Source organism: Aliiglaciecola sp. NS0011-25, from assembly GCF_040370605.1.
Lineage (GTDB): Bacteria > Pseudomonadota > Gammaproteobacteria > Enterobacterales > Alteromonadaceae > Aliiglaciecola > Aliiglaciecola lipolytica_A.
Genome location: NZ_BAABWR010000020.1, coordinates 52,645 through 78,453 on the forward strand (window position 1 = coordinate 52,645; position 25,809 = coordinate 78,453).

Genomic DNA, 25,809 nt, shown 5'->3' on the forward strand with positions numbered 1-25,809 from the left:
TTGAAAGGCGAGGATTGCCTTGCAATAAGTTGCTGCAGTGACAAGGCGAGCGCCTTATCACTAGGGTTAATCACGTAGCGAAGCTAACGCGTAATAAGCGCTAAGTCCGACACGGCGAAATTGTGATAATGGAAACTTGGGTAACTGCGACTGCCAAAATGGCAAGTTTGGTAGGCTTTCAGGCGCACAGATGTTTTGCGCTAGACGTTTGCCTGCCAGTGTAGAAAAAGCCAATCCCGAACCGCAGTATCCCATCGAGTAATGGATGCTCTTGTCCTCACTGTGATTAATTCTAGGGTAATTGTCGTAACTCGCACTGACCCAGCCACTCCAAAAATGATCGATATCTATATTTTCTAACACCGGGAAAGTATTTTTAAGACCTTGGGCGAGGCGCTTTTTATTGATTGAGTTGTTTGCTTTTTTGCCATTTATCGCGCCTCTTCCGCCGAATAAGATTCGATTATCCGGTAGCAATCGATAATAGTATTTCATGCGGCGTGTATCCATTGCCATTAAACCCGCCTTGAGCTGGATGGTCGCCAATTCGGAAATTTTCAGAGGCCTTGTCACAATGATGCTAGAGAGCACTGGGAAGTGACGGTTTTCGATTATCGGATGCATCTTTGAGCCCGTATAACCATTAGTGGCAATAATAACTTTTTCCGCGGTTACTCGGCCGTTTTGAGTATATAGGCAATGATGATTGGTTTTTTGCTGCCAATTAATCACAGGCGAGTTGGAAAAAACCTTAACACCAGCTTCTGTTGCCATTTGATAATAGCCGAGCACCAATTTCATTGGATTGACTGCAAAACTCTTATCAAAATAGATACCACCGAACATATTGGCACTTTTTAAAAACGCGTTATTTACTTCCTGACTGCAAACGAACTTGACTGATTCACCGTAGCGCTCACTTAATTTTTCAGCTTGCTTTCTTAACCCTTCTACTTTTGCGCGTTTATGGGCAAGTTTAAGGTAACCGCCAGGAGTTTTATCACAATCAATATTACCTTGCTCGATAAAGTCGTTAACAGTGTCAATCGACTCCATATATTCTTGGAAAACACTTTGAGCTGTCTCTCTGCCCCATTTTTGTTCCATATCAAGCAGTGATAATCGGCCAGTTCCTGGCAGCACGAAACCGGCATTACGCCCGCTGCAACCCCAACCAGGATCGTTGGCTTCAATTACGACCACAGACTTGCCATACTTTTTAGCTAGATGGTAAGCAGAGGAAAGGCCTGTATATCCGGCGCCTATGATGGCGATATCAGCTTGTATATCATTAACTAATGACGTTGTTTCTGGAAATTTTTCGATACTTTTAGCCCAATATGAATCGGGATATTGTTGATGAGATTTTGGATATGGCTCAACGATAGGATCATACATATTCTATTAAGTGCCTATTGTATATGTCGTTTATAAAGATTGAGTTTCATTTTAGTTAGGGAGCTCGTGCATTCTAAGACCGATAAATTTAATTGCCTTTATGCGTTAGAAACTTCAAGGGATAAATATTAGAACTTCAAAAGCATTTCAGCGGCGACGCATTCACAGAGGTCTTTGCAAACGGGACAAACATAGTCGTCTTCAATACTGGAAGATTGCCATTTCCCTGGATGCTGCTTTACCAGCTTTCCTCCGCATTTGGAAAAATACCGAAATGCGCTATTCCCAGGGCTTGCTAGCCAGATATGTGCCAGACCAGCCAATGCACCTTGTTGTTGTGCTTTTTTAATCGACAATGAAAGTAATTTAGAGCCGATACCTGCTCCGCGGTACTTGTCGTTAACGGTATTACACTTAAAATAACAAACTTGCTCTACAGGCACTCCCCATCGCTCTGGCGTACACCATTTATCTGGAATCCAGTTGTTGGCCGCTATTGTCAGTCTAAAACCGATTAATTCGTCTCCAATTAGTGACACAAAGCTCGCATTTATATTATTTGCGAAAGACTGCTTGTATAAAGTTTCTATCGCGTTTTGATTAAGATAATTAGCTCCATGAACATGATTGGCCAAATTTAGAACGCGCTCGAAATGTGAAGGGTCTAAAGGACAAAATTGAATTTGTTGATTATGCATTAGGTTCAATGGAGGACTCTATTTGTTGTAAAACTGAGTGCACAAAACTGACGCATTGTTGGTAATTTTCATAAACCCTTTCATCTAATGATGCTGGATTTTTCGCCGCGCTGCGAATGCGACGAAGCTGCTCGGTAGATAATGCTGTGCCTACGCAGTAGGCGTCAACCACGCAGCCTGCTTGTTCAGTCTTTTGATGAGTTATATGAACGACGCTCGTTGCATCGTCGGTATATGCTTGACAAGCTGAGAAATCACCGACATATCCAAAGTATTTATCTGGGATAGTTTGTAATATTTTAGTCAAATCTCGATCGTACTGAGTGGCCAATTGGAATCCTATTGGTCCGGTAACTACACCCGTAAGAATTTTGTCACTATAAGACAATGTGTAACTGGCAAACCTATCTCTTCCTGAGTATTCAGTCATCATTTCTCTTCTGGTTCAAAGTTCAGATTATACTAGGTTAATAATAGCACTTAGCGCGAATTTTCAAACAGAGTATCTATGCAATTAGACTAAAGTAGGTTAATAACCGACCATTATTTGGTGTCGCAAATGACAGTCAGTTATCTAGGAACCGATAAAAATCGTATTTAATAAGGTTTAATAGCGATAGGCATCGGTTTTGAAAGGACCATGCAGAGGTACATTGATATAATCTGCTTGTTGCTGGGTTAATTTGGTGATCACGCCACCGAAACCTTCCACCATATAACGAGCAACTTCTTCATCAAGATGTTTTGGCAGCACTTCTACTCGCAGCACTTCGGCCTTTTTTGCATCATCAAGATTGGCATAACCTTGCTCAAACAACAGGATTTGGGCTAAAACTTGGTTCGCAAAAGAGCCGTCCATAATACGTGATGGATGCCCAGTCGCATTACCTAAATTGACTAATCTGCCTTCGGATAGTAATAACAAATGATCTTGTTCATCATCACTTCTAAAGACTTTATGAACCTGAGGTTTAATTTCGTCCCAGCGCCAATTTTTACGCATAAAAGCGGTATCGATTTCATTGTCAAAATGACCAATATTACATACCACAGCGCCGGATTTTAAAGATTTAAGAATATTTGAATCACATACGTTGACGTTGCCAGTGGTAGTTACCACTAAATCTACATTACTCAATAAGGCTGTGTTGATGTCTTCGATCTTGCCACTATTGTTGCCATCAATATAGGGTGAGACTAACTCAAAACCGTCCATGCAGGCTTGCATTGCACAAATCGGGTCAATTTCCGCAACGCGCACTATCATACCCTCTTGACGGAGTGACTGGGCAGAGCCTTTTCCAACGTCACCATAGCCGATTACCAGTGCTTTTTTACCGGCCATCAAATGGTCGATTGCACGTTTTATGGCATCATTGAGACTATGACGACAGCCGTATTTATTATCATTTTTGGATTTGGTTACTGAATCATTTACGTTTATAGCAGGCACTTTGAGCGTGCCAGCTTCTAACATTTCTAATAGACGGTGCACACCTGTAGTGGTTTCTTCAGTGATGCCGTGCACATTGTTTAGCACCTGAGGGTATTTGTCATGCAGCATTTGTGTGAGATCGCCGCCGTCATCTAAAACCATATTAGAATCCCATGGCTGACCATCTTTTAATATGGTTTGCTCAAGACACCATTCGTATTCTTCTTCGGTTTCACCTTTCCAAGCATAAACTGGCACTCCAGCAGCTACAATTGCTGCGGCAGCTTGATCTTGAGTAGAAAATATATTGCATGAAGACCAACGGACATTCGCGCCTAAATCTACTAAGGTTTCGATTAATACACCGGTTTGAATCGTCATGTGAATACAACCTAGAATATTGGCTCCTTTCAACGGTTGTGAAGCACGATACTTTTCACGAATCTTCATCAGTGCAGGCATTTCACTTTCTGCAATAGTGAGTTCTTTACGTCCCCAATCAGCTAGATTGATGTCGGCGACTTTATAATCGCCGGTGACCATGACATGATTTTCTTGATTCATATAAACTTCCGATTTTACAAAGGTGAAAGATATATCGTTTCTAGAATACGATAACTACAGTGTATGCTTTTTTGTTAACTGTTCAATTAAACTACAACTTATTAATTTGTGCTAGTTAACATTATAGAAAAGGAAGTATAGAAAAGATCACTTAAAATAATTTATAAGTGACTGCCAAGACTAACGCTATTAATGTTAAAAATATAAATAACGTCTGATACATGGATTGCCAACTTCGTTGCAAATCGGCATAGCGAACTTCTCGGCTGGCGCCTACGCGTTGTGAACGTATTTTGATATTTTGATAAATTGCAGGACCCCCTAGTTGAACCCCCAAACCACCACCAATGATGGCTTTAATATAACTATTAAAAAATTGTTTTTGCGACACACCCTTAAACCCTTTGTAAGCGCCTACAAAGCCAGTGCCAATCGAAAAAATCAAAGCAAAAATAACTTGTGGTACAAACAACAATAATTGGGTTAACAAAGCGATGGGCAAACCAAACTGGCGGTTTTTAACAAGTTTCATGTTCCAAATTTGGTTTAACTCATACAACATGCGAATGACCAACGCTGCTAATCCTCCTGCCAATAAATACCAAAAGATAATAGCGAATTGTTGGTAGATGAATCGTTGATTTAGGGATTCAATTGCCGCTTTAGCAATACCCATTGGTGTTAGTGTGTTGGTTTCTCGAAGCACAAGCCCATTTAAATGGTGCCTTGCGAGATTTTTCTTTTCCGATTTCAACGCTTTTTGCACGCCTTTAAAATGGCGTCGTACAGGTTGAAATTGAATCGCCACAATTAACATTAGGGTATCGAAAAATAATGGGTATTCGGCAAGAAATAACGGGATAGAAATGATCACTAATATCGGAGCTAACAGCACTATGATCGCCAGACTCCCAGAAATACGTTGCTGGGCAGCACTTCTTGGGGCATTGGGGTTCACTCTTGCGGCCAGGTTTAGTGCCATTAGCCGCAATAGTGTCAAAGGATGAGCTTTTTCGGGCCAGGGTATGAGCCACTCCAGTATCAATGCGGTTATTATTACCAATAAAGGTAAAAAACCGGATTGCTGTAGGGCTTCATAAATAGCCATCATAATGGGTTATATCTGCTGTTGAGCCATTTCTGCAATCATACTCATTACCAGTTCTGCAGAATTCTTAGCTGCTTGGTCAATATATGATTTAAACGAAACGGAGGACGTCTGTCCCGCGATGTCTGATAGCGAGCGTATCACTACAAAAGGCGTATCTAGCATATAGCACGTCTGGCCTATCGCAGCTCCTTCCATTTCAACTGCACGCATGTCAGGAAATAAACCTCGAAGTCGCGTCGCTGCGTCATCACAACCAATGAAGGAGTCACCGGTACAAATTAACCCGCGCTTACTTTTAACATGCACCACGTCTTTAGCCGCATGTTCTGCTGCTTCGATTAAACGTTGGTCACAGGGGAAGATGGCTGGCATACCGTATACTTGCCCACGTTCATAACCAAAGTGAGTGAGATCTACATCGTGATGCTGAACACTAGTACCTATTACTAGATCACCAATACTAAGATCTGTGTCAAAACCGCCTGCAGAACCGGTATTTACCACAAAGTCAGGAGCGAACCTATCAATTAATATTGTCGTGGCTACGGATGCAGCGACTTTACCAATTCCGCATTTTACGACTACTACATCGACGCCGTGTAACTTACCTGCATAAAAATTAAGGTGAGCGTATTCAGATACTTCTACGTTTTCAAGCGTCTCTTTTAGTAACGCTACTTCTTGATCCATAGCGCCTAAGATTGCTATTTTCATGATATTTTTAGTTGGATGAATTTGCGCGGATTTTAATATTTACGGGCTCAAATTGCGAGGTTTGCGGCAACATTATGTGAAAAGATGATGATTTTTTGCTTAGAAAAAAGCCCTTTGTCGATTTTTCAAACAAAGGGCGTTTAAATTAACTGTTCAGCGCGTTGATATTCACTAGGCCGCCACTGGACGAGTGGAACGCATTGGTCTTTTCGGTTTATCTGCACGGGGATTATCTGGATTGTTAGTTCCAGGCATTACAGGCTTTGGTGTTTTCCGTTGCAGTGGGGCAAGTTTTGCATCGATACATTCTTTTATTTCTGCCTTGCTGTAACCTGCTTTTACTTTAATGCGTAAGTGAGGAATTCGGGCGGCATCCAAAGCACTAGTGACATACCAATCACGCTGGGTTTTGTAGCCATCTTTGCCACCGTCACGCACTAAGTCAATTGCCATGACGGGACTCATGTCGGATTTGTTACAAAGTACAAAATCTAATTGACGACTGGATGCTTTGAGCAGTGCGTTTTTGGCTGCTCGTTTGTCAGTATTTTGACGCAACGAAACAATTTCAGACAACCTTGTTCTACACAGCACCCGATATCGCTGACCCATGGCACTTTCAATTAAATCTAAAAAACTGAGTTCAGTTTGCGTGAGTAAAGATGTTTTTCGTTTAAACGGAAATGATAAACCACCGTCACTCAATTTAAGCGCAGCTATTGCTACAATGATCAACATCATCATTAAAATAATGGCTAGTTCCATAAGACCTTTCCTCAAAAAAGAGACAAAAATTTGACGCTTTCGTCGAATAATCATCAAACCTGTAGATTTCAATTGGAAATAGCAAAGACAGTGCCACAAGGTAGCGTGCGGGTGTATAAATTATCTAGAAAACCAATATGTTGACGTGCAAGTGGACGAATTGTGGTTGTGGATAAGTGCCGGGTACTAGGATTTCACTAGCACATCGACTTGTGTTCCGGCTCCATCTTTGGAAAGGATTATGATTTTTTTGGCGCTATCATACTGCATTAGAATGCGGCCTTTGAGTGTTTTAACTTGTTCAGCTTTTCCCAATTTTTGAATATAAAAGTTTTGTGCACTTTGTTGATCCGTTGCGGCATGATAGGTCAGACTAGCGGGGAGTTCAGGTGCGAACACTTGACACATTTTTGGGTTTGGAAATAAGGGCAATGAGTAAAATTCTTGCGGACAAGATTGTGATGTCATTTCTGCCGTTGCATTGTCCTGAGCTTGACTCTCTATTGAAAATAACGCCAGAGCAGAGAAAACTGCAATCATTGGGAGCCTTTTTAAGGTTAAACTAAACTTCACTGCTTTTTACCTGTCATATACAAACATCTTGTCACACTATAGAAGTTGGCGGGGGTGGGAGCAAGACGATTGACTTTTTTTAACGTATACAATTGAGTAAGTCAGTATGATCAGGTGGTTAGTACGACAATTTGCAGATTACCTACGGCTCTTTCTGTTCGCTAGTGGTGTGCTGCTCGGTGTTCAAGCTCCCGGTTTTATGCAGCAATATCAACAGCGCGTTGAAGCCCATTTACTCGAAGCTAAACAAAACCTTGCGGGCTTTCAATTCACTGCTGATAGGTATTTTAGTGGCAACATAAAAAAACTCATCGCCTATTATAAAGAAAGTAACGATCCTGTATTTAAGCAAGATGCTATTAGTATCAGCTCTATTTACCAGCGCGTTGAACTGTTAGAGGCTGAGTATACCGCTATGTCTCAACATCCCCTTAAACAGGCATGGCATCTAGTGCAAGATGCAGACGAACAGCTCAGGCTAGAAGCTTTCCAAAGCTTCAATTTTACTGTACCGCTAAGCCCATTAGCGATTATTTGGGGATTAGGCTTTGCCGTTATTTTGTTGTTAACCATTGATACGACGGCCTTCACCTGCCGCAAATGTGCAGCCAAACTTCGTGGTCACCATCATAGTCATTCCTAAATTCCACCCAGCTATTTATTTTATTAAGGATCAAAAATTTGAAAAATATGCAGATAGACATAGTCTCAGACGTATCGTGCCCTTGGTGCATTATAGGGTATAAAGCACTCTCCCAAGCGATTGAAAATTTAGCGACAGAGATAACCGTTAATATTGATTGGCAGCCATTTGAACTTAATCCGCAAATGCCGCCAGAAGGCCAGGAAATTGGTGAGCATATTACCCAAAAATATGGCATCAGTATGAAGCAGGCAGAGCAAAATCGAGAAGCCATTAAACAACGAGGTCTCGATGTGGGTTATGAGTTCGGTAATCGGGGAGGGGGACGTATCTTCAATACTTTTGACGCTCATCGTTTACTCCATTGGGCGCAAGAGTACGGAAAACAAACAGAATTAAAACTAGCGCTGTTCGATCTGTACTTCAAACAATCAGGTAATCCAAGTGACCATCAACAATTGTTAGAGGTGGTTGAAGAAGTAGGTTTAGATGGTGAAAAAGCATCGGCAATTTTAAATAGCGATAAGTTCGAACAAGATGTTAGAACGGCTCAAGCCCACTACCAGCAAGCCGGTATACATTCGGTGCCCGCCGTCATCGTTAATAATAAACACCTTATTAGTGGCGGCCAACCAGTGGATGTGTTTGAACAAGCACTGAGACAAATTGCTAAGGAAGAATAGGCTTAACTAATAATCACTAGTGTTAATATTATTATTGATTTACTATTTTGATGGATTTTAATCAGCGTAAATGTAAGGGAATGCGTGCTGCATCTTCACCGTTTAATGCTGTGTGAAGTGTTTTTAAGGAAAAATTATGCTGCTATCGTGTCGCTCGTCGTTTTTGTTGATTAGCTTTTTAGCTCTGTCCGCCTGTGGTGGTGGCGGAGGTGGAGATGGGGGCAATTCTTCCAACTCTGGAGGAGGAGGTGGACCCACTAATAATACGCCCACACCTACCCAAGTTATTGCTAATGCGACAGATTATTCAGCAACTGAATTAAAAAGTGCGGCTACCGAATTAATGGACTCTCGATATACCGGCCGAACAAGCGTTGCAAGTATCGACCTTGACGTTGCTCAACGGGCATTTAAGTACTTATTTGATGATGATGCCACTGAAACTCCGTTCATTGCTGATGATAATTTCACGGACCAAATGGATGGCAACGGCAATATTGATATTACATTTGCCTGTGATTACCAAGGTACAGCTAAGTATAAAGGAAAATTGAATAGTGCTTATCAAGGGAACTTAGCCGTTACTTACACTAATTGTAATGACGTTGATAATGGTTTTCCAATTACCGGTAGTATTGCTTTAAGTATTCAAACATTGACCGAAACAGAGGTCGATATAACCTATTACTTCGATAATTTAGGTTGGACTTTTGATGAGCAATCTATCAAGTTAACCGGGTATTCAGATTTTTACTCTTCGCAATATGATAATGACCAAAATTACAGCCTAGAAAATCATCAACATGTCCTGTTTATTATCGATGACCAGCAATTATTACTGGATGCTCAATTAGAAGTTGTCACTGTCGACTACCAAGATTCATTTGATTTAACCGGGGAGCTATTCATAGGTGAAGAAGGTAAAATAGCATTTAGTTTGGAAGACGCTGTCGGCACCCCACCTTTTCTTAGTTCTGGCAGCGTATTGCTAGAAGCCGACAAGTTGGTTGCCTTCGACTTTGGTTCAGACCTGAGCAGCAATTTTATTCGTTATTTGGAAGATACTGATTCTGACGGTACTTACGATATTGGTACTTATTTTAGTAATGTCAGCGAATTGTTGTACGGGTCAGTCACTGCTAAAACATTAGTCTCAGTGGAGATGATGTCAATTCCTCCCACTGTAGATAGACCTTATCTGAATAATTACGACGAAATAACCACGACTACTGCAATTAACCTTTCTCCGGGATTTTACAATGATCCAGACAATAGCAGCGAGGATTTAACGCTTAGTTACCGTTGGTACATCAATAACATTCTCGTCAGTGAGCAAACCGCTGACACCTTCCCTCCATATCTAGCTGTTTATGGTGATATCGTTAAAGCTGCGATGGTTGTCTCGGACGGAGTCAATAGCATCGAAGGCGTGGGAATAGAAATTTACATTCAAGATGCTCCAGCTGAATTGCGCGTAAGTGACGTGCCGGAAAATATTCGAGCAGGTGATGTGGTGAAATTTAACGTTACCGCATATGACCCTGATCTAGGTGTTGATGAAGCTGCGGCTAACCTACTTGTTGGTCCTGAAGGTGCGGTTATTGATACCGCTGGACAGGTCACTTGGCATGTCCCTAGCGATTTCTCATTCTCACAACAATTTTATGATTTTACTTTCTCACTGCCGAATGATGACGAGACAATGCCCGAAGGGATAGTTGTGCCAATTGAAGTGTCGGCCGAGGTAGATATGCCGTTAGCTCGTTCAGGCATAACCGTCCCCACTAATAGTAAATCCATACAAATAGCCGACTTTGATGGCGACAACAAAAATGAAATTCTATCAACTGATAATCTTTATAGCCTTTTCTTGCTTGAATTTAATGAACAAAAATATCAACAAAAATGGGTATACCCCTATAAGTTGCCTACTGATGGACGAATTGTCCAGGTGCTTAAAGCAAATTTGGATGATGATGCCCAACAAGAAATTGTTGTTATTACTGAACAAGGGGTGAGCGTAATTAATGGGCTCGATCAGCAGGCTAGCATTTTGTTTGAAACAACTGACTACCTGCATTTTGCGTCGGTAATTGATATCGATGGTGACGGAACGCTAGAAATCGCATTTCTTAGTGCACAAAGTACTTATTCAGATACAGTTCAATTGCATGTGGTGTCGTTAAATAATCCTGATGTCACACTTTTCACTACTAATTTGGACTCTGCAAAACAAATTGAATTTGCCAACGTCGACGCTGACAGTAATTTGGAGTTAGTGACAAATAACGGCCGTGTTTATGATGCAATTACTTGGCAAAATCAGTGGCTAAACAGCACTCAATTCGGAGATAGTCATCTTACCACCGGTGATTTTGACGGCGATGGTATTGCTGAAATTGCTGGCGCGGATAACTGGGGGAATATAAGTCTGTATTCGGCGGTAGATAAAACTCAGTTGTATAGCTTTGACAACTTTAATACCTGCACTTTATTAAGTGAAGATTTAAACAATGATGGGATAGATGAGCTTGTTGTTGGTGATTGCCAATGGGGCAATATTACGGTTTACAATTTGATCGATAATGACCTCTCTAAATTGTGGGAAGTTGATTCCCAAGATCATGACTCTAGCTCTCTTGTCAGTGGTGATTCTGACAACGATGGACAGCTAGAACTGCACTGGGGAACAGGTATTACCCACTCAGGACAGAACATCTTTGTAGTAGCGGATATTGATGGAGACAGCCTTACCGTTAAAGACACTTCAGGTGCAGTGCAGTTGGATTACTTTAGCAGTGCTGGCTGGTCGAATATTGAAGATAATGATGAAAAAGCGGTGTTTTTCGTACCATCAACGTCGAATGGTTATGGTGGAGGACGTGTTTTGTCTTTGCATGAAAGCGGCGAGTTTTTGTTGAGTGACGAGATTTCTTCCAATTGGAGTAATAATCGTTATGCGGTTACTACTGACTTTAATAACGATGGTTTTGGTGACATATTTTTACCAAGCACCGAGTTATACGATGGCGCACTCTCTGTTATTCAACTTTCTGATTACAGCACTATCTGGCAGATAGCCGGTGATTACAATTCTGATATTGGTATCATTCGCGCTAAAGATCTAAATGACGATGGGTTTGACGATGCTGTGTATGTCGATGGGCAAGCTTTGAAAGCGGTAGATGTGCAAAATCAATCGATAATAGCGAATTATACATTTGATCATTCTATTCGGGACTTCGTTGCTACTAGCATTAATGATACAGGGGTAGTCCTAGTTTCATTTGGTGACAAGATGTCGTTTCTAACAACCAATGGTAGCTTCTTTTCAGAGCAGTCTTTCATTGACGAATCTTGTATGAGAATAGAATTGTTCAATTTTGATAGTGATGCAGAATTGGAACTGGCATGTTTGCAAGCAGAACAATATTCATCCTATTCTCAAACTTTAGTGGTGTATGAGTTAAACGATAATAGGTTTACAGAAGTTGCCCGTAATAAAGTCGATAGTGAAGTTTATGATCTTGCGATAGACCCAACCTCAGAGACAAACCAGGATATATTTGTCACAACATCTAAACGAATAAATAATAATATTTTTCCAGAGGAATATCTGTATCAGATTAAAAAGCTATCGTCACAAGGAAAAATTCGGTGGAGTAGTCCTGGGTTAATCGGACAACCTAGTTCACATGGTTTAAAGGTGCGCTTAGGCACAGATCAGAAACTAGAGTTTATGCTGTCCACTTCGCAAATGATGTATTGGATAAAATAAACGCTATTTCTAAAATCAATAAAAAAGGGCCTTTTGGCCCTTTTTTGTTTTGCTTCATTTAGATGTTAATTAAAACAAATTACACACCTAGATAATCCATGATGCCATCGGCTGCTTTACGGCCTTCATCAATGGCGGTAACCACCAAATCAGAACCACGTACCATATCACCACCAGAGAATATTTTTGGATTTGATGTTTGGAACGGGTAGCGACCTTTAGCGGGCGCACGAACACGGCCTTTTTCATCCAATATTATGCCGTAATCGGCAAACCAATTGGCAGGACTAGGTTGGAAACCAAAGGCAATAATAACCGCATCGGCTTCTAATACGTGTTCAGAACCTTCAACCACAACAGGACGTCTACGCCCTTGTGCGTCGGGTTCACCCATTTCTGTTTTCACCAGCTTCACACCACAGGCTTTGCCTGATTCGTCTACTGCGATATCCAAAGGTTGTAGATTGAACTGGAACTGCACGCCTTCTTCTTTGGCGTTAACCACTTCACGGCGAGAGCCTGGCATACTTTCTTCATCACGGCGATATGCACAAGTAACAGAGCTAGCGCCTTGACGAATAGATGTGCGTACGCAGTCCATGGTGGTGTCTCCACCCCCTAACACTACAACCTTCTTACCTTTCATGTCGATGAAGTCTGATGCTTGTTTTTCAATCCCCATCACTCGATTAATATTGGCAATTAGGAACGGAAGAGCTTCGTACACACCCGCAACACCTTCGTTCTCAAATCCACCTTTCATGGAGTTATAAGTTCCCATTCCTAGAAATACCGCGTCGTAGTCGTCCATTAACTGTTGAAATTCAATATCTTTGCCAATTTCAGTGTTTAAAATGAATTCAACACCCATATTGGTAAATATTTCACGACGTAATTTAATCACGTCTTTTTCCAGCTTGAATGAAGGAATTCCGAAGGTTAATAGTCCACCGATTTCTTCATATTTGTCATAAACAACCGGTGTTACACCGTTACGAACAAGTACGTCTGCACAGGCAAGTCCGGCGGGGCCGGCACCGACTATGGCAACTTTTTTGTCAGTTTTAATCACACCTGACATATCTGGTCGCCAACCCATTTTAAACGCAGTGTCGGTGATATATTTTTCAATACTTCCGATAGTTACCGCGCCAAAATCGTCGTTTAACGTACATGCACCCTCACAAAGTCTGTCTTGTGGACAAACTCGACCACAGACTTCCGGTAAACTGTTAGTCTGATGAGAAAGCTCTGCTGCTTCTAAAATTTTTCCTTCGTTGGCTAGTTTTAGCCATTGAGGGATATAGTTATGAACTGGACATTTCCATTCACAATAAGGGTTACCGCAGTCCAAGCATCTATCTGCTTGTCCTTCAGTTTGAGATTGAGAAAGTGGTTGATAGATTTCACCGAAGTCCTCTTTGCGCATAATAATGGGCTTCTTCGGAGGATCAATTCTTTCTACATCTACAAATTGGTATACATTTTTAGCCATTTTTTAACCCTACCTCTACTGAGCCTGAATACGTAATTCTGCTGTTGACCGACTTATGTGGCCTAGCAGATTTTTCACGTCGCTAGTCTTAGGTTTTACTAATCTAAATTTCTGCAATTGCTCGGCAAAATTAGTTAATAACATAAGCGCATGCTCGCTACCCGTTTCTTCGTAGTGTTGGTTAATTAAACCACGTAAATGCTCAGATAATATGCCCTTTTCTTCAATTGACATTATATCTACAAGTTCACCATTAACGCGGTGTTCGATGTCGTTGAATTCATCGTATAAATACGCGAAACCACCGGTCATACCTGCGCCAAAGTTCACGCCTACACTTCCTAGAACCGCTACTATGCCGCCGGTCATATATTCACAACCGTTGTCACCCGCGCCTTCTATTACTGCAATGGCACCCGAGTTACGCACACCAAAACGCTCACCGGCTTTACCTGCTGCAAACAACTTGCCGCCTGTGGCGCCGTATAGACAGGTGTTGCCCATGATAGTGCTGACATGAGGGTCAAAAGTAATGTTGCGAGGTGGGAAAATAACCAATTTACCACCCGTCATGCCTTTACCCACATAATCGTTAGCGTCACCGCAAAGAGTCATTTCTAAGCCGCCTGCGTTCCACACTCCGAAACTTTGGCCAGCGGTACCCGTGAGGTGCACTTTGATTGGGTCATCATGCATCCCTTGGTTTCCATGCTGTTTAGCAATCTCACCAGAGACAAGTGCGCCCACTGAACGATCTGTGTTGCGAATTGAAAACGACAAGTTCGCGCCAGACATCTTGCTAATCGCAGTTTGTGATGCGGCTAAAATTTGTTTGTTTAATAAACCTTCATCCAAGGGGGCATTAGCGTCCTCTGAACAAAACAGCTTAGTATGTGAGCCTTCTTTGGGCTTCACTAATAATGGACTCAAATCGAGTTTTCTTTGCCGTGCAGTAATACCATCAATCACTTTTAATAGCTCTGTGCGGCCAACTAAATCTTCGAACTTAGTCACTCCCATAGAGGCCATGATTTCACGTACTTCTTGCGCAATAAACTTGAAGTAGTTCATCACCATTTCAGGCAAACCAATAAAGTAGTTATCCCGCAGTTTTTCATCTTGAGTTGCAACACCTGTTGCACAATTATTCAGATGACAAATACGTAAATATTTACAGCCTAAAGCAACCATAGGACCCGTTCCGAAACCGAAACTTTCGGCACCTAAAATACCCGCTTTAACTACATCTAATCCGGTTTTAAGACCGCCATCAGTTTGTACTCGAACTTTATGACGCAAACCATTTTCTACTAATGCTTGCTGAGTTTCTGCAAGACCAAGTTCAAATGGGCTACCTGCATATTTTACTGAGGTTAACGGACTCGCACCTGTACCGCCGTCGTAACCTGATACTGTAATTAAATCGGCATAAGCTTTAGCAACACCCGTTGCAATAGTTCCAACCCCTGGCTCGGAAACTAATTTCACAGAGATAAGCGCTTTAGGATTAACTTGTTTTAAGTCAAATATAAGCTGCGCTAAATCTTCAATTGAATAGATATCGTGGTGCGGAGGTGGTGATATTAGTGTTACACCTGGTACTGAGAATCTCAGCTCTGCAATGTAATTATTTACTTTATCACCAGGAAGCTGACCACCTTCACCGGGCTTAGCACCTTGTGCAACTTTGATTTGGATAACATTAGCGTTGACCAAATAATGTGGTGTTACACCAAAGCGACCTGAAGCCACTTGTTTGATTTTCGAATTTTTCTCGGTGTTAAAACGCGCCGGATCTTCGCCACCCTCACCAGAGTTGGACTGTCCGCCTAGACGGTTCATGGCGATAGCCAGTGCTTCATGTGCTTCAGGGCTAAGTGCACCAATCGACATCGCTGCCGTATCGAAACGCGGGAATAACTTATCCTCCGACTCCACTTCACTGATGTCAATAGGATCCGTATCTGGATTCAGTTCAAGTAAGTCACGAAAATGTGACGGTGAACGTCCATTTACTAACGCAGAATAAGCTTGGTAATCTTCATAACGGCCTGACTTAACCGCTACCTGCAAAGTGGTAACTACATCGGGGTTATAGGCATGGTATTCGCCACCGTGTACGTATTTTAATAGTCCACCGTGAGACATTGGCTTGCGCTTCAACCAAGCAATTCGATTCAAATTAATTTGATCTTGTTCAAAGTCTTCAAATCCAGTGCCCTGTATTCGGCTTGGGATTCCTTTGAAACATAGCTCAGTGACTTCTTTGTTAATACCGATAGCTTCAAATAATTTTGAGCTACGGTAACTAGCGATAGTACTGATACCCATTTTAGACATGATTTTATACAGACCTTTATTGATACCCTTACGGTAATTCAATGTGGCTTGCATTGCGGTCAGTTCAATTTCACCTTCTTCTACCATTTGTTCAATGGTTTCATAGGCTAAGAATGGGTAAACAGCCGTTGCGCCAAGACCAATCAACACTGCGAAGTGGTGAGGGTCACGAGCTGAAGCGGTTTCTACTATTATGTTGGCATCACAACGAAGTGATTTTTCAATCAAACGGCGCTGCACTGCTCCAACAGCCATAGCTGCAGGGATAGGCAATCTGTTTTGCTTAATATTACGGTCTGATAATATTACAAACGCAGCACGTTTCTGTTTAACTAGGTATTCGACTTCATTACAAATGCGCTCAATTGCCTTTTTGAGTCCTTCTTCAGGAAGGTAATTCAAATCGATAATCTCGGAATAATAATATTCAGAATCGTATTCGCGCAGCTGTTTCAGATCGGTATACATTAATACCGGTGAGTTAAATAATACTCGATTCGCATATCCCGATGTTTCACTAAAGACGTTCTGTTCACGACCGACACAGGTCGCCAACGACATTACGTGATTTTCCCGTAATGAATCAATTGGTGGATTAGTTACTTGAGCAAATTGCTGACGGAAGTAGTCATATACAGTGCGCTGTTTCGATGACATAACAGCCATAGGCGTATCGTCACCCATAGAGCCAACCGCTTCTTGTCCATCATTGGCAAGCACTTTAATGATTTGCTGATTTTCTTCATAGCTGTAATTGAACAGCTTGTGATAGGTGCTCATCATGTCGTCATCAAAGGCACGTTTACCAATTTGGCTGGCGTCACACTCTTCAATCGGCTTGAGGTGTTTGATGTGTTGATCAATCCACTCTTTATAAGGATGGCGAGTTTTTAATTCTTCATCAATTTCGTTGGAGCGCCAAATCTTACCTGTGTATGTGTCAACAGCAAGCATTTCGCCCGGTCCAACACGACCTTTTTCAACCACATCTTCAGGCTTGTAATCCCAAATGCCAATTTCTGAGGCAAGGGTAATAAAGCCGTCTTTGGTTAATACATAGCGGGCAGGACGTAAACCATTTCTATCGAGGTTACAGGCCACATGGCGACCATTGGTCATAACGATACCAGCAGGGCCGTCCCAAGGTTCCATGTGCATTGAGTTAAACTCATAGAACGCACGAAGATCGTCGTCCATGGTACTGTTATTTTGATATGCTGGTGGAACGAGCAAACGCATGGCTCTAAACAAATCCATACCACCGGCTAAAAACAATTCCAGCATATTGTCTAACGAAGATGAGTCTGACCCTTCAGTGTTTACAAAAGGAGCTGCATCTTGGAGATCAGGCAATAACGGTGTTACAAACTTTTTCGAACGAGCTTGTGCCCAGTCTCTATTACCACGAATGGTATTGATTTCACCGTTATGTGCTAAAAATCTGAAAGGTTGCGCTAACGGCCATTTAGGTAATGTATTCGTAGAAAAACGTTGATGGAATACACAAATGGCGGACTTTAAGCGTTCATCGGCAAGATCCAAATAAAAGTTTGGCAAATCTTTCGGCATTACCAAGCCTTTATATATAGTTACTAGTGCAGATAAACAGGCAATGTAAAAATCGCTGTCTTCGACTAATCTTTTTTCAACCCGTCTTCGAACCATGAATAAGCGGCGTTCTAAATCTCTTTTACGCCATCCTGGAGGAGCATTGACGAATACTTGCTCCATTTTTGGTACACCTTGGGCTGCAAGGTCACCTAAAACCGAATGGTCAACTGGCACTTCTCGCCAACCTACCACTGCTAAGGTTTCTTTGGACAATTCTTCTTCTATTGTTTGGCGAGCAATCTGTGCTTTTTCTGTATTTTGGTTTAGGAAGATCATTCCTACGCCATACTTTTTGCCTAATTTCCAACCATTTTCTGCTGCAATCAGATTGAAAAATTCATCTGGTTTTTGCAACAACAATCCACAACCATCTCCGGTTTTACCATCCGCAGCAATACCACCACGATGCTGCATGCGATCGAGGCCTTCAATTGCGGTAGTAACCAGTCTATGACTAGCTTCACCTTCAGTGTGGGCGATTAATCCAAAACCACAGTTGTCTTTTGAATCATTTGGGTTATACAAACTCATTAACGTAACTCCTTCAACCTTTGGCTGAGAAAGGTTGTACATGCCAACTAGAATGTTGGTATTTAGCTGCACTGAGCCTGACTTCTGTGGTCAGTTTTGCTCGTTGCTGGTTTATGTTGTTTTCTTGTCGTTTGTTTGAGGGTACCAGCCGGTTATCGAATTTTTATGAATTTTTAGCCAAGCGGCCTGACAAAATACCGACATTAAAGGGAGAAATCAATCCGCGCAACGAGCGAATCATTCAATTTTTCCATTGTTTAACAATTCATGATAATAAAATCAATCCAAATCAAATGCTTACAAAATTCATTTTGATCAAGTAAATCACTTCAAAAAGGCTGAAAATAGATGAGCATTTGTTAACAATACGTTTATTATTTGGTGGTTTTTGTAACAACCCACTTTATTGGTCCTTTCTAACCGCATAATTATTTAATTAAACTGCATAACTGTAAAGAACTAGCTAAGAATAATTTATATCATATTGTTTCGATTGGTAATTCAGTTGCAGTATAAATATTAAACACATTGATGTTTCTGGATAATTTAGAATTCACTCAATCATGGCTGTGTAAACCAATTCAAGGGCCTAGGAATGTCAAACTTACTCGTTTGCTTGGGTACAGATTAGTTTGCTTAAAACCCAGTTAATAAGTCTTTTGACATCTGCGCGGGTTACAAATTCAGTTTATTTAACATTAATTTAATTGAAACATTCACCTACGGTAGTGTTTCTTGATAGCATTGGTCTTCTACTCACACAGAGATTTTAGAAATGCATTCAAAAGCTCCAATTGAATCTTGGGCCATCGGCGTAGCGCGATTCGTTATCCGTTTCGGTACACTCAAAATAAGCATATTTTTTGTTTTACTAACATTGGCTTTCACCATTTGCGGTTCATATGTAATACGCATAATTATGAGTGGTGAAGTGGAAATAAAGGATTTCATTAGTGCGATCATCTTGACCATGTTAAGTGCGCCTTGGGTACTAATTGTTTTTACTGAGTTGGTAAAACAATTGGAGCAATCAAGAGATAGTTTGTCAGAAGCCGTGCAACAACTTGAATTAATGCGCGAAGAAGATGTGCTGCGAAATCATGAATTGCAGTTATCGGTACAAAAACTTAATTACGAAATTGAACAACGTAAAAATGCGCAATTGGAACGAGAGATTGTATTTCACGATTTAGAAAGAGAAATTAATAAAAAATCTGAGCAAGAAGACCAGGCTAAACGTCTGTCTACATTACTTCGTTCTATAATCGATGCCTCTCCCGATTTAATTTATTATCGTAATGAAGAAGGTCGATTTGCTGGCTGTAACCGGGTCGCAGAACAAATGACCGGAAAGACCGAAGAAGAGCTAATTGGTCTAACTCCCCATCAAGTGTATGACGAAGATCTTGCTCGTCAAGTAGTGGCTAGTGACCATGAAGTTTTAGAAACCAATGCCAGTATTACCGAAGAAGTGTGGTTAAGATTTGCAGATGGTCGTCGTCGTTATTATGAAATGCGTAAGGTTCCTTTTTACGATAAAGAAGGTAAGCGTCTGGGTTTACTTGCTTTCGGCCGCGATATTACGGAACGTAAACAAGCCGAAAACGTTGTTACTAAAGCGAACAAAGATAAAACGGCCTTCATTGCCACTATTAGCCATGAATTGCGTACTCCCTTAAATGGTATTGTCGGTCTTAGCCGAATGCTGCGTGACACAAACTTATCGGATGAGCAGTTTGCTTGGGTAAGTACTATTTATGCTAGCGGTATCACCTTAGGGAATATCTTCAATGATATAGTTGATCTAGACAAACTTGATCGCGATAGGTTAGAGCTATCCCTTAAAACGGTTTCATTGAAAGAGTTTACCAACGAATTAGGTAGCATCATTCAATTGCTAGCGGCTGATAAAGGTTTGCGTTTTGAAACGCAAATTATTGAGCCTCTGCCTTTCCAAGTGGAAGCAGACGGTACGCGCTTACGTCAGGTTTTGTGGAATTTACTATTTAACGCGGTTAAGTTTACGCAAAAAGGTAAGGTCAACTTAACGGTTGAAGCGACAGAAGAAAAACCGGGTATCAGTTCGGTCAAATTTACGATTAAAGATACTGGTGTTGGTATTCCAAAAACAGAATTAGATAAGATTTTCGCTATGTATTATCAGGTTAATCATCCTGATCATCAATCGGCAACGGGAACCGGTATTGGTTTGGCCATCTGTAAAGAAATGGTCAGTCTGATGAAAGGCCAAATTAAAGTGAATAGTGTAGTAGGGGAGGGTACCTGCTTTACAGTCGAGTTGCCCCTTACTATTAATAATAAACCTTTGCAGTTACAAGAGCTTTTGGTTCATGGCTTGCAGATTCTGTTGGTAGAAGATATCGAACTCAATGTTATGGTGGCTAAAGCTTTATTAGAGAAGCTAGGGCAAACTGTGGAAGTTGCTATGAACGGCCAAGACGCATTAAAAATGGCCCGTGAAAAGCAATACGATTTAATATTGTTAGATATTCAACTACCTGATATGACGGGATTTAATGTTGCATCAATATTACATGAAGAAGGTTTAGTGGAACAAACTCCAATAGTGGCATTGACCGCAAATGTGATTAAAACCCGTCAAGAATATTTAAATAACGGCATGGATGATGTTATTGCCAAACCGATTAAAAAGAGTCGGGTAATTGAAGTTTTTAACAACTTGTTTGTTGATCAAAAAGATATCCCGCAGTTCTCCGTAGAAGAAGCAAAACCCAGTGAATTAGAATCTATTCTAGATTTAGATTTGTTACAAATGCTGGTGGATACTATCGGTCATGAAATGGTGCGCACAAGTGTTGGAGTGTTCCAAGAAAACATGCCTGACTACATGGAAATACTCAATATAAACTTGAGTGCAAATGACAAAGAAGAAGTGTGTTCTCAAGCTCACAAAATTAAAGGTGCAGCCGGTTCTGTTGGCCTTGCTCGAGTGCAAAAAATTGCAAATCGTATTCAGCAAGGTGATCATCCAACCTGGTGGGAAAACGTGCATGATTGGGTAGAAGAGCTCGAAATGGCAGAAAAGCAGGACACTGCGAAGTTAAACGATTGGCTAAGCTCACAAAATATAGATGATTAACTTATTGGGTAAATCATCTATAGTCAATTGCGGCTGTTAACTTACTAAGCTGCGCTTTGTTAGGCATAAAGCGCAGGATTATATTGCGAAAACATAAAAGATTAGATTAATTGAGCCTTGTTTGAATGACTAATTAGCTTGTTTGCTGTTGTTTGCCGTAAATCACCAGCGCTATACCACCGAGTATAGCGCCACTTGAAATTAACATTTTCATCGTGAGTAGCTCTTCTAATAACAACAATCCACCTAGGGCTGCTATTGCGGGTACGCTGAGTTGTAACACCGCAGCCACACTGGAGCGAATGTGTGGGAGCACTTTGTACCAGATGGCATAACCAACTCCTGATGTGATCATGCCTGATGCTAAGGCGTAAACCACGCCCATTGTTTGTAATTGATTTGATTCAATAAATAACACTGGAGTTAGCACTAAACTAATAACCGATGCTCTTATAAAGTTAGAGCTTGTGTCTATTAATGGCGTTGCAGAGCGACTACCAATAATTGAATAACATCCCCAAGCTATGCCTGCCAATGCCATTAGTGTAACGCCAAAAATCGAAGGAGAGTTTGCTCCAGGCGAAACAAGATAAATAAAACCGGCAAATGCGACTAACACACCCAAGGATTCAACTAAGGTTAATCGCGCACCATAATACCAACTGATGACCAACATGGTTATTTGCACACAAGCGAATAAAATTAACGCCCCTACCCCCGTATCAAGCTCAATGTATGCGTAGGAAAACCCTGCCGCATATATAAAAAGCGCTAAGCTAGCCGGCCAACTGCCTTTATTGTTAATTTGATTGACGTTTCCTTTTATCAGCAAAATTAAGATAAGCATAATTGCGCCAGATATTAAGCGGATTAAGGTAAAAGAAGTGGCATCTATACTTGAGTCTGCTAACGCCAAACGACATAGAATTGAATTCCCCGCAAAAGCAAGCAAGGCTATGCCAATGTATACGACGAGCTGTGCAATCGATTTAATCGTTTTATTTCCTAAAACTAAACAAGCAACAAAGTGGCTGTACCTAAAAAGGCAAAAATACCTACGACGTCAGTAATGGTGGTTAAAATTACACTTCCTGCTAGGGCAGGATCTATTTTCAACTTTTTCATTACCAATGGTAAGGTTGCTCCGGCTAAACCAGCGGCAACCATATTGATCATCATGGCAAAGGCAATGACTCCTCCTAACATCCAATCTTGTTTCCAAATGGCAATGACCGATGCAATTAACAGCGCCCAAATCGCACCATTAAAAAATCCAATGGCTAATTCTTTGCTCACCAACCATCTTGAGTTATCAGCACTTACGTGGCCTAGCGCCATACCACGAATAACCAAGGTTAGTGTTTGATTGCCTGCTACTCCGCCCATACTTGGGACAATTGTATTGAGAATAGCTAACACTGCCATTTGGCTTAGTGTTGCTTCAAAAAGATCACTTACGGCTGCGGCAAGAAGTGCCGTTACTAGATTTACGGCCAACCATACTGAACGCCGCTGCGTACTTTGCAATACCGGGGCGAAGGTATCTTCTTCATCATCCAAACCGGCCATACTCATCATAGAGTGTTCGGCGTCTTCGCGAATAATATCCACTACATCATCTATGGTGATACGACCCAATAGTTGTCGGCTAGAATCGACTACCGGTGCTGACAGCCAGTTATAGCGTTCGAATAATTTTGCCACTTCTGTTTCTGGCATATCAACGGGGATGGCTTCAGCTTCCTCATCCATAATATCTTCAATACTGGAGTCTGGCAGAGCCGTTAGAAGCTTAGTGACTGGTACAGTTCCAATTAAGGTGTCATTTCGACTCACAACATAAAATGTGTCAGTGCTTTCTGGAATTTCACCTTTGAGTCGCAAGTAACGCAGAATCACATCAATGTTTACATCGCTGCGTAGGGTTATGGTGTCGGTATTCATAATGAACCCGGCGGTATCCTCACCATAAGAAAGGGCTTTTTCTGCGCGCTGACGGTCTTGCTCATCCATCGATTTCAGCACGTCTTTTGAGACCGATTGCGGTAAACTGCTTAACGTTTCCGCTAAGTTATCAATCTCCATGTCTTCTAGGGCATCAACAACTTTGTCTGGAAGCATTTGTCCGATGATGCCATTACGTACATCTTCGGACAGTTCTTCTAATACATCGCCATAAAAATCGGAGTCCAACATTTCCCACAGTTCAGTTCTTGATTTGCTTGGGGAAGACTCTAGAAGAAGGGCGATGTCGCAAGCTGGCATGTCGTGAATTGTTTTGCGGACATGCATAAAGCGACCACTGGCCAAGGCTTGATTGATAGCCTTCAGTTGTCGTTGGGCGTGTTTAACCTCTAATGCTTCTGCCATGAATATGCAGCTCAATGAAAAAACTACTAATACTAATAGTTTAGAGGACTAAGGGCAGCAGGTCAGCAATTATTTGCACATTGCTTAACTATTCGTTTTCGTGAAATTTCTCAACTATGAGTTTTTCAATCGCGGCAAGGGCGTGTTCAGCATCGACTCCTTCGCTAATGACGTTAACTTCTTTGCCTTGGGAGCTTTCTAACATCATCAAGCCCAATACACTATTTGCGGAAGCCGATTTCTCCCCTTGAACTAGGGTAACAACGGCATCAAATTGATTGGCTACTTTGACTAATTCAGTAGCCGCTCTTGCGTGTAATCCAAGTTTGTTAACGATGACTATTTGCTTTTCAAATCGATTCATCGATTTAACTCTCGGTGCCTTATTTGAACATCTGGGTGAGACGCTGAAAATGTTTTAGCGAGTGACTCAGCCACATAAACTGAGCGATGTTGGCCTCCAGTACAACCGATTGCTACTGTCACGTAACTACGATTGTTTCTTTCTAGATGAGGAAGCCAAGTTGAAATGAGATTTTGAATTTGCCAGATAAATTTCGTCACTATTGGCTGTGAGCCTAAAAATATCTCGACCGGAGAGTCTAATCCACTGAGGTGCTTTAAGTCTGGCTCCCAATGTGGGTTAGGTAAAAATCGCGCATCGAATACATAATCGGCGTCTTTAGGAATGCCGTATTTAAAACCGAAGGATTCAAATACCAAAACTAGCCTAGAGCTTTTCTTGCCTAGAATTCGCTCTCGAACCAATTCAGCTAATTGATGCACCGAAAGTTTGTCTGTATCTAGATATAAGTCGGCGCGTTCCGCAATAGGGGCTAACAGTTGACCCTCTGCCTGAATCGCATCCGAAAGAGATTTGTTTTGACGAGATAACGGATGCAGTCGACGAGTTTCGCTGAAGCGTTTTATCAGCATGTCATCACTGGCATCTAAATAGACTATGGTCATGTCCCAAGTGGCAGGCAAATAATCAAGAATTTCGACTAATTCACCAGGTACCTTGGGAAGGTTTCTAACATCGATACTCACGGCCACTTGGTCATATTCATCCATAACCGTATGGGTTAGAGTCGGTAATAGGTTAACTGGGATATTGTCGACACAATAGTAACCTAAGTCTTCTAAAGACCTCAGTGCAATAGACTTTCCTGAACCAGAGCGGCCACTAATAATTATCAGTTTCATGCAACGATTGCCTCGTATAACTGAGCATTATCTTCTGCACGACGAATACGTTTCAGAATTTCCTTATCACTTAATTTTGTCGCGATGGTTGCTAAGGTTTGCAGGTGTCCGGCGGCTTTATCTTCAGGTACTAAAATTGCGAAAAATATGTCCACAGGACAATTATCCACAGCGTCAAAGTTGATAGAAGGATCACTGGTGATTAGAACTGCGACCACATCCTTTAAACCCGACAGTCTACCGTGTGGCAATGCAATACCATTCCCGATTCCTGTGCTGCCCATCTTTTCGCGGCTAACCAGACTATTTAAAATCGTTGTCTGATCAATGTCATCGATTTTTTCTGCCGCTATCAGGCTGATAGTTTCAAGAATTCGTTTTTTACTTGTCCCCTGGACTGCACAACTTGTGCAGTCAGGGGAAAGGATGTCTTTAATTTCCATTAATTAATCTAATATATGTTAATGACGCTTAATTTTTTCCTTGTGCTTGATTACCTGTCGATCAAGCTTATCTATCAATCCGTCAATTGCTGCGTACATATCGTTGTGCTCTGAGGTTGCAAATACTTCGCCTCCGCTAAGATGAACTGTCGCTTCAGCTTTTTGATTAAGCTTCTCGACATTAAGAATGACATGGACATTGTTGATATGATCAAAATGCCTTTCTAGCTTTGTAAATTTATTGTCTACATAATCTCGCAAAGAATCTGTAATTTCTACATGATGGCCAGTAAGGTTAATTTGCATATTAGCGTATTCCTTCTGTTGTTG

The 25,809-nt window shown here is 41.4% G+C and carries 20 protein-coding genes; 4 read left to right on the forward strand and 16 right to left on the reverse strand.

What is annotated here, in order from left to right; all coding sequences use genetic code 11:
- Positions 1-66 precede the first annotated feature (66 nt).
- The 8 genes from ABWV72_RS16610 to ABWV72_RS16645 form a co-directional block, all read right to left on the reverse strand.
- Positions 67-1,398 carry an NAD(P)/FAD-dependent oxidoreductase gene (locus ABWV72_RS16610; protein WP_353371838.1) on the reverse strand — a complete coding sequence of 444 codons (1,332 nt, stop codon included), beginning with the start codon at positions 1,396-1,398 and terminating at the stop codon, positions 67-69.
- Positions 1,399-1,526: 128 nt separating this feature from the next.
- A complete protein-coding gene (locus ABWV72_RS16615; protein WP_216049705.1) occupies positions 1,527-2,096 on the reverse strand; it encodes a GNAT family N-acetyltransferase in 570 nt (189 codons plus the stop codon).
- Positions 2,089-2,529 (reverse strand): hypothetical protein, encoded by a 441-nt coding sequence (locus tag ABWV72_RS16620; RefSeq protein WP_216049706.1) that lies wholly within the window; start codon positions 2,527-2,529, stop codon positions 2,089-2,091. Before ABWV72_RS16620 ends, ABWV72_RS16615 begins: the two co-directional genes overlap by 8 nt.
- Before the next feature lie 174 nt (positions 2,530-2,703).
- Positions 2,704-4,095 (reverse strand): adenosylhomocysteinase, encoded by a 1,392-nt coding sequence (gene ahcY, locus ABWV72_RS16625; protein WP_353371841.1) that lies wholly within the window; start codon positions 4,093-4,095, stop codon positions 2,704-2,706.
- A 151-nt stretch (positions 4,096-4,246) separates the two neighbouring features.
- The gene (locus tag ABWV72_RS16630) at positions 4,247-5,206 is read right to left on the reverse strand and encodes a cobalamin biosynthesis protein CobD/CbiB (RefSeq protein WP_303501228.1); all 960 of its coding nucleotides are present in this window, start codon (positions 5,204-5,206) and stop codon (positions 4,247-4,249) included.
- Between the two features lie 6 nt (positions 5,207-5,212).
- Positions 5,213-5,920, reverse strand: coding sequence for a 5'-methylthioadenosine/adenosylhomocysteine nucleosidase (locus ABWV72_RS16635; protein WP_216049709.1), 708 nt, complete (start codon positions 5,918-5,920; stop codon positions 5,213-5,215).
- A 171-nt stretch (positions 5,921-6,091) separates the two neighbouring features.
- Entirely contained in the window at positions 6,092-6,685 is a 594-nt protein-coding gene (locus tag ABWV72_RS16640; RefSeq protein WP_216049710.1) for a DUF2726 domain-containing protein, read from the reverse strand.
- Positions 6,686-6,871: 186 nt separating this feature from the next.
- The gene (locus ABWV72_RS16645) at positions 6,872-7,225 is read right to left on the reverse strand and encodes a hypothetical protein (RefSeq protein WP_353371844.1); all 354 of its coding nucleotides are present in this window, start codon (positions 7,223-7,225) and stop codon (positions 6,872-6,874) included.
- Positions 7,226-7,364: 139 nt separating this feature from the next.
- Between ABWV72_RS16645 and ABWV72_RS16650 the strand changes: the two genes are divergently transcribed.
- From ABWV72_RS16650 to ABWV72_RS16660, 3 genes are all read left to right on the forward strand, one after another.
- Complete coding sequence (locus tag ABWV72_RS16650) at positions 7,365-7,901, forward strand: DUF2937 family protein (protein WP_353371846.1); 537 nt, start codon at positions 7,365-7,367, stop codon at positions 7,899-7,901.
- A gap of 47 nt (positions 7,902-7,948) precedes the next feature.
- Complete coding sequence (locus ABWV72_RS16655) at positions 7,949-8,584, forward strand: DsbA family oxidoreductase (protein WP_353371873.1); 636 nt, start codon at positions 7,949-7,951, stop codon at positions 8,582-8,584.
- 136 nt (positions 8,585-8,720) lie between these two features.
- Entirely contained in the window at positions 8,721-12,362 is a 3,642-nt protein-coding gene (locus ABWV72_RS16660; RefSeq protein WP_353371848.1) for an FG-GAP repeat domain-containing protein, read from the forward strand.
- A gap of 79 nt (positions 12,363-12,441) precedes the next feature.
- On the opposite strand, the gene ABWV72_RS16665 is transcribed toward ABWV72_RS16660, so the two are convergent.
- Both ABWV72_RS16665 and gltB read right to left on the reverse strand, forming a co-directional pair.
- Positions 12,442-13,857, reverse strand: a complete 1,416-nt coding sequence (locus ABWV72_RS16665) for a glutamate synthase small subunit GltD family protein (protein WP_216049714.1) — start codon at positions 13,855-13,857, stop codon at positions 12,442-12,444.
- A gap of 15 nt (positions 13,858-13,872) precedes the next feature.
- Positions 13,873-18,339 (reverse strand): glutamate synthase large subunit, encoded by a 4,467-nt coding sequence (gltB, locus tag ABWV72_RS16670; RefSeq protein ID WP_353371850.1) that lies wholly within the window; start codon positions 18,337-18,339, stop codon positions 13,873-13,875.
- 775 nt (positions 18,340-19,114) lie between these two features.
- Between gltB and arcB the strand changes: the two genes are divergently transcribed.
- Entirely contained in the window at positions 19,115-21,460 is a 2,346-nt protein-coding gene (arcB, locus tag ABWV72_RS16675; protein WP_216049716.1) for an aerobic respiration two-component sensor histidine kinase ArcB, read from the forward strand.
- A 133-nt stretch (positions 21,461-21,593) separates the two neighbouring features.
- Here arcB and ABWV72_RS16680 read toward each other — a convergent pair whose 3' ends face one another.
- The 6 genes from ABWV72_RS16680 to hpf all read right to left on the reverse strand — a co-directional run bounded on the left by ABWV72_RS16680 (position 21,594) and on the right by hpf (position 25,785).
- A complete protein-coding gene (locus ABWV72_RS16680) occupies positions 21,594-22,412 on the reverse strand; it encodes a DMT family transporter (RefSeq protein WP_252729345.1) in 819 nt (272 codons plus the stop codon).
- A 59-nt stretch (positions 22,413-22,471) separates the two neighbouring features.
- Complete coding sequence (gene mgtE / locus ABWV72_RS16685; protein ID WP_353371853.1) at positions 22,472-23,830, reverse strand: magnesium transporter; 1,359 nt, start codon at positions 23,828-23,830, stop codon at positions 22,472-22,474.
- An 88-nt stretch (positions 23,831-23,918) separates the two neighbouring features.
- Positions 23,919-24,194 (reverse strand): HPr family phosphocarrier protein, encoded by a 276-nt coding sequence (locus tag ABWV72_RS16690; protein WP_216049718.1) that lies wholly within the window; start codon positions 24,192-24,194, stop codon positions 23,919-23,921.
- On the reverse strand, positions 24,191-25,036 hold the full coding sequence (gene rapZ / locus ABWV72_RS16695; RefSeq protein WP_216049719.1) for an RNase adapter RapZ: 846 nt from the start codon (positions 25,034-25,036) through the stop codon (positions 24,191-24,193). Before rapZ ends, ABWV72_RS16690 begins: the two co-directional genes overlap by 4 nt.
- Entirely contained in the window at positions 25,033-25,479 is a 447-nt protein-coding gene (gene ptsN, locus ABWV72_RS16700; RefSeq protein ID WP_216049720.1) for a PTS IIA-like nitrogen regulatory protein PtsN, read from the reverse strand. Before ptsN ends, rapZ begins: the two co-directional genes overlap by 4 nt.
- A gap of 18 nt (positions 25,480-25,497) precedes the next feature.
- Entirely contained in the window at positions 25,498-25,785 is a 288-nt protein-coding gene (gene hpf / locus ABWV72_RS16705) for a ribosome hibernation promoting factor (RefSeq protein WP_216049721.1), read from the reverse strand.
- Between the last annotated feature and the right edge of the window lie 24 nt (positions 25,786-25,809).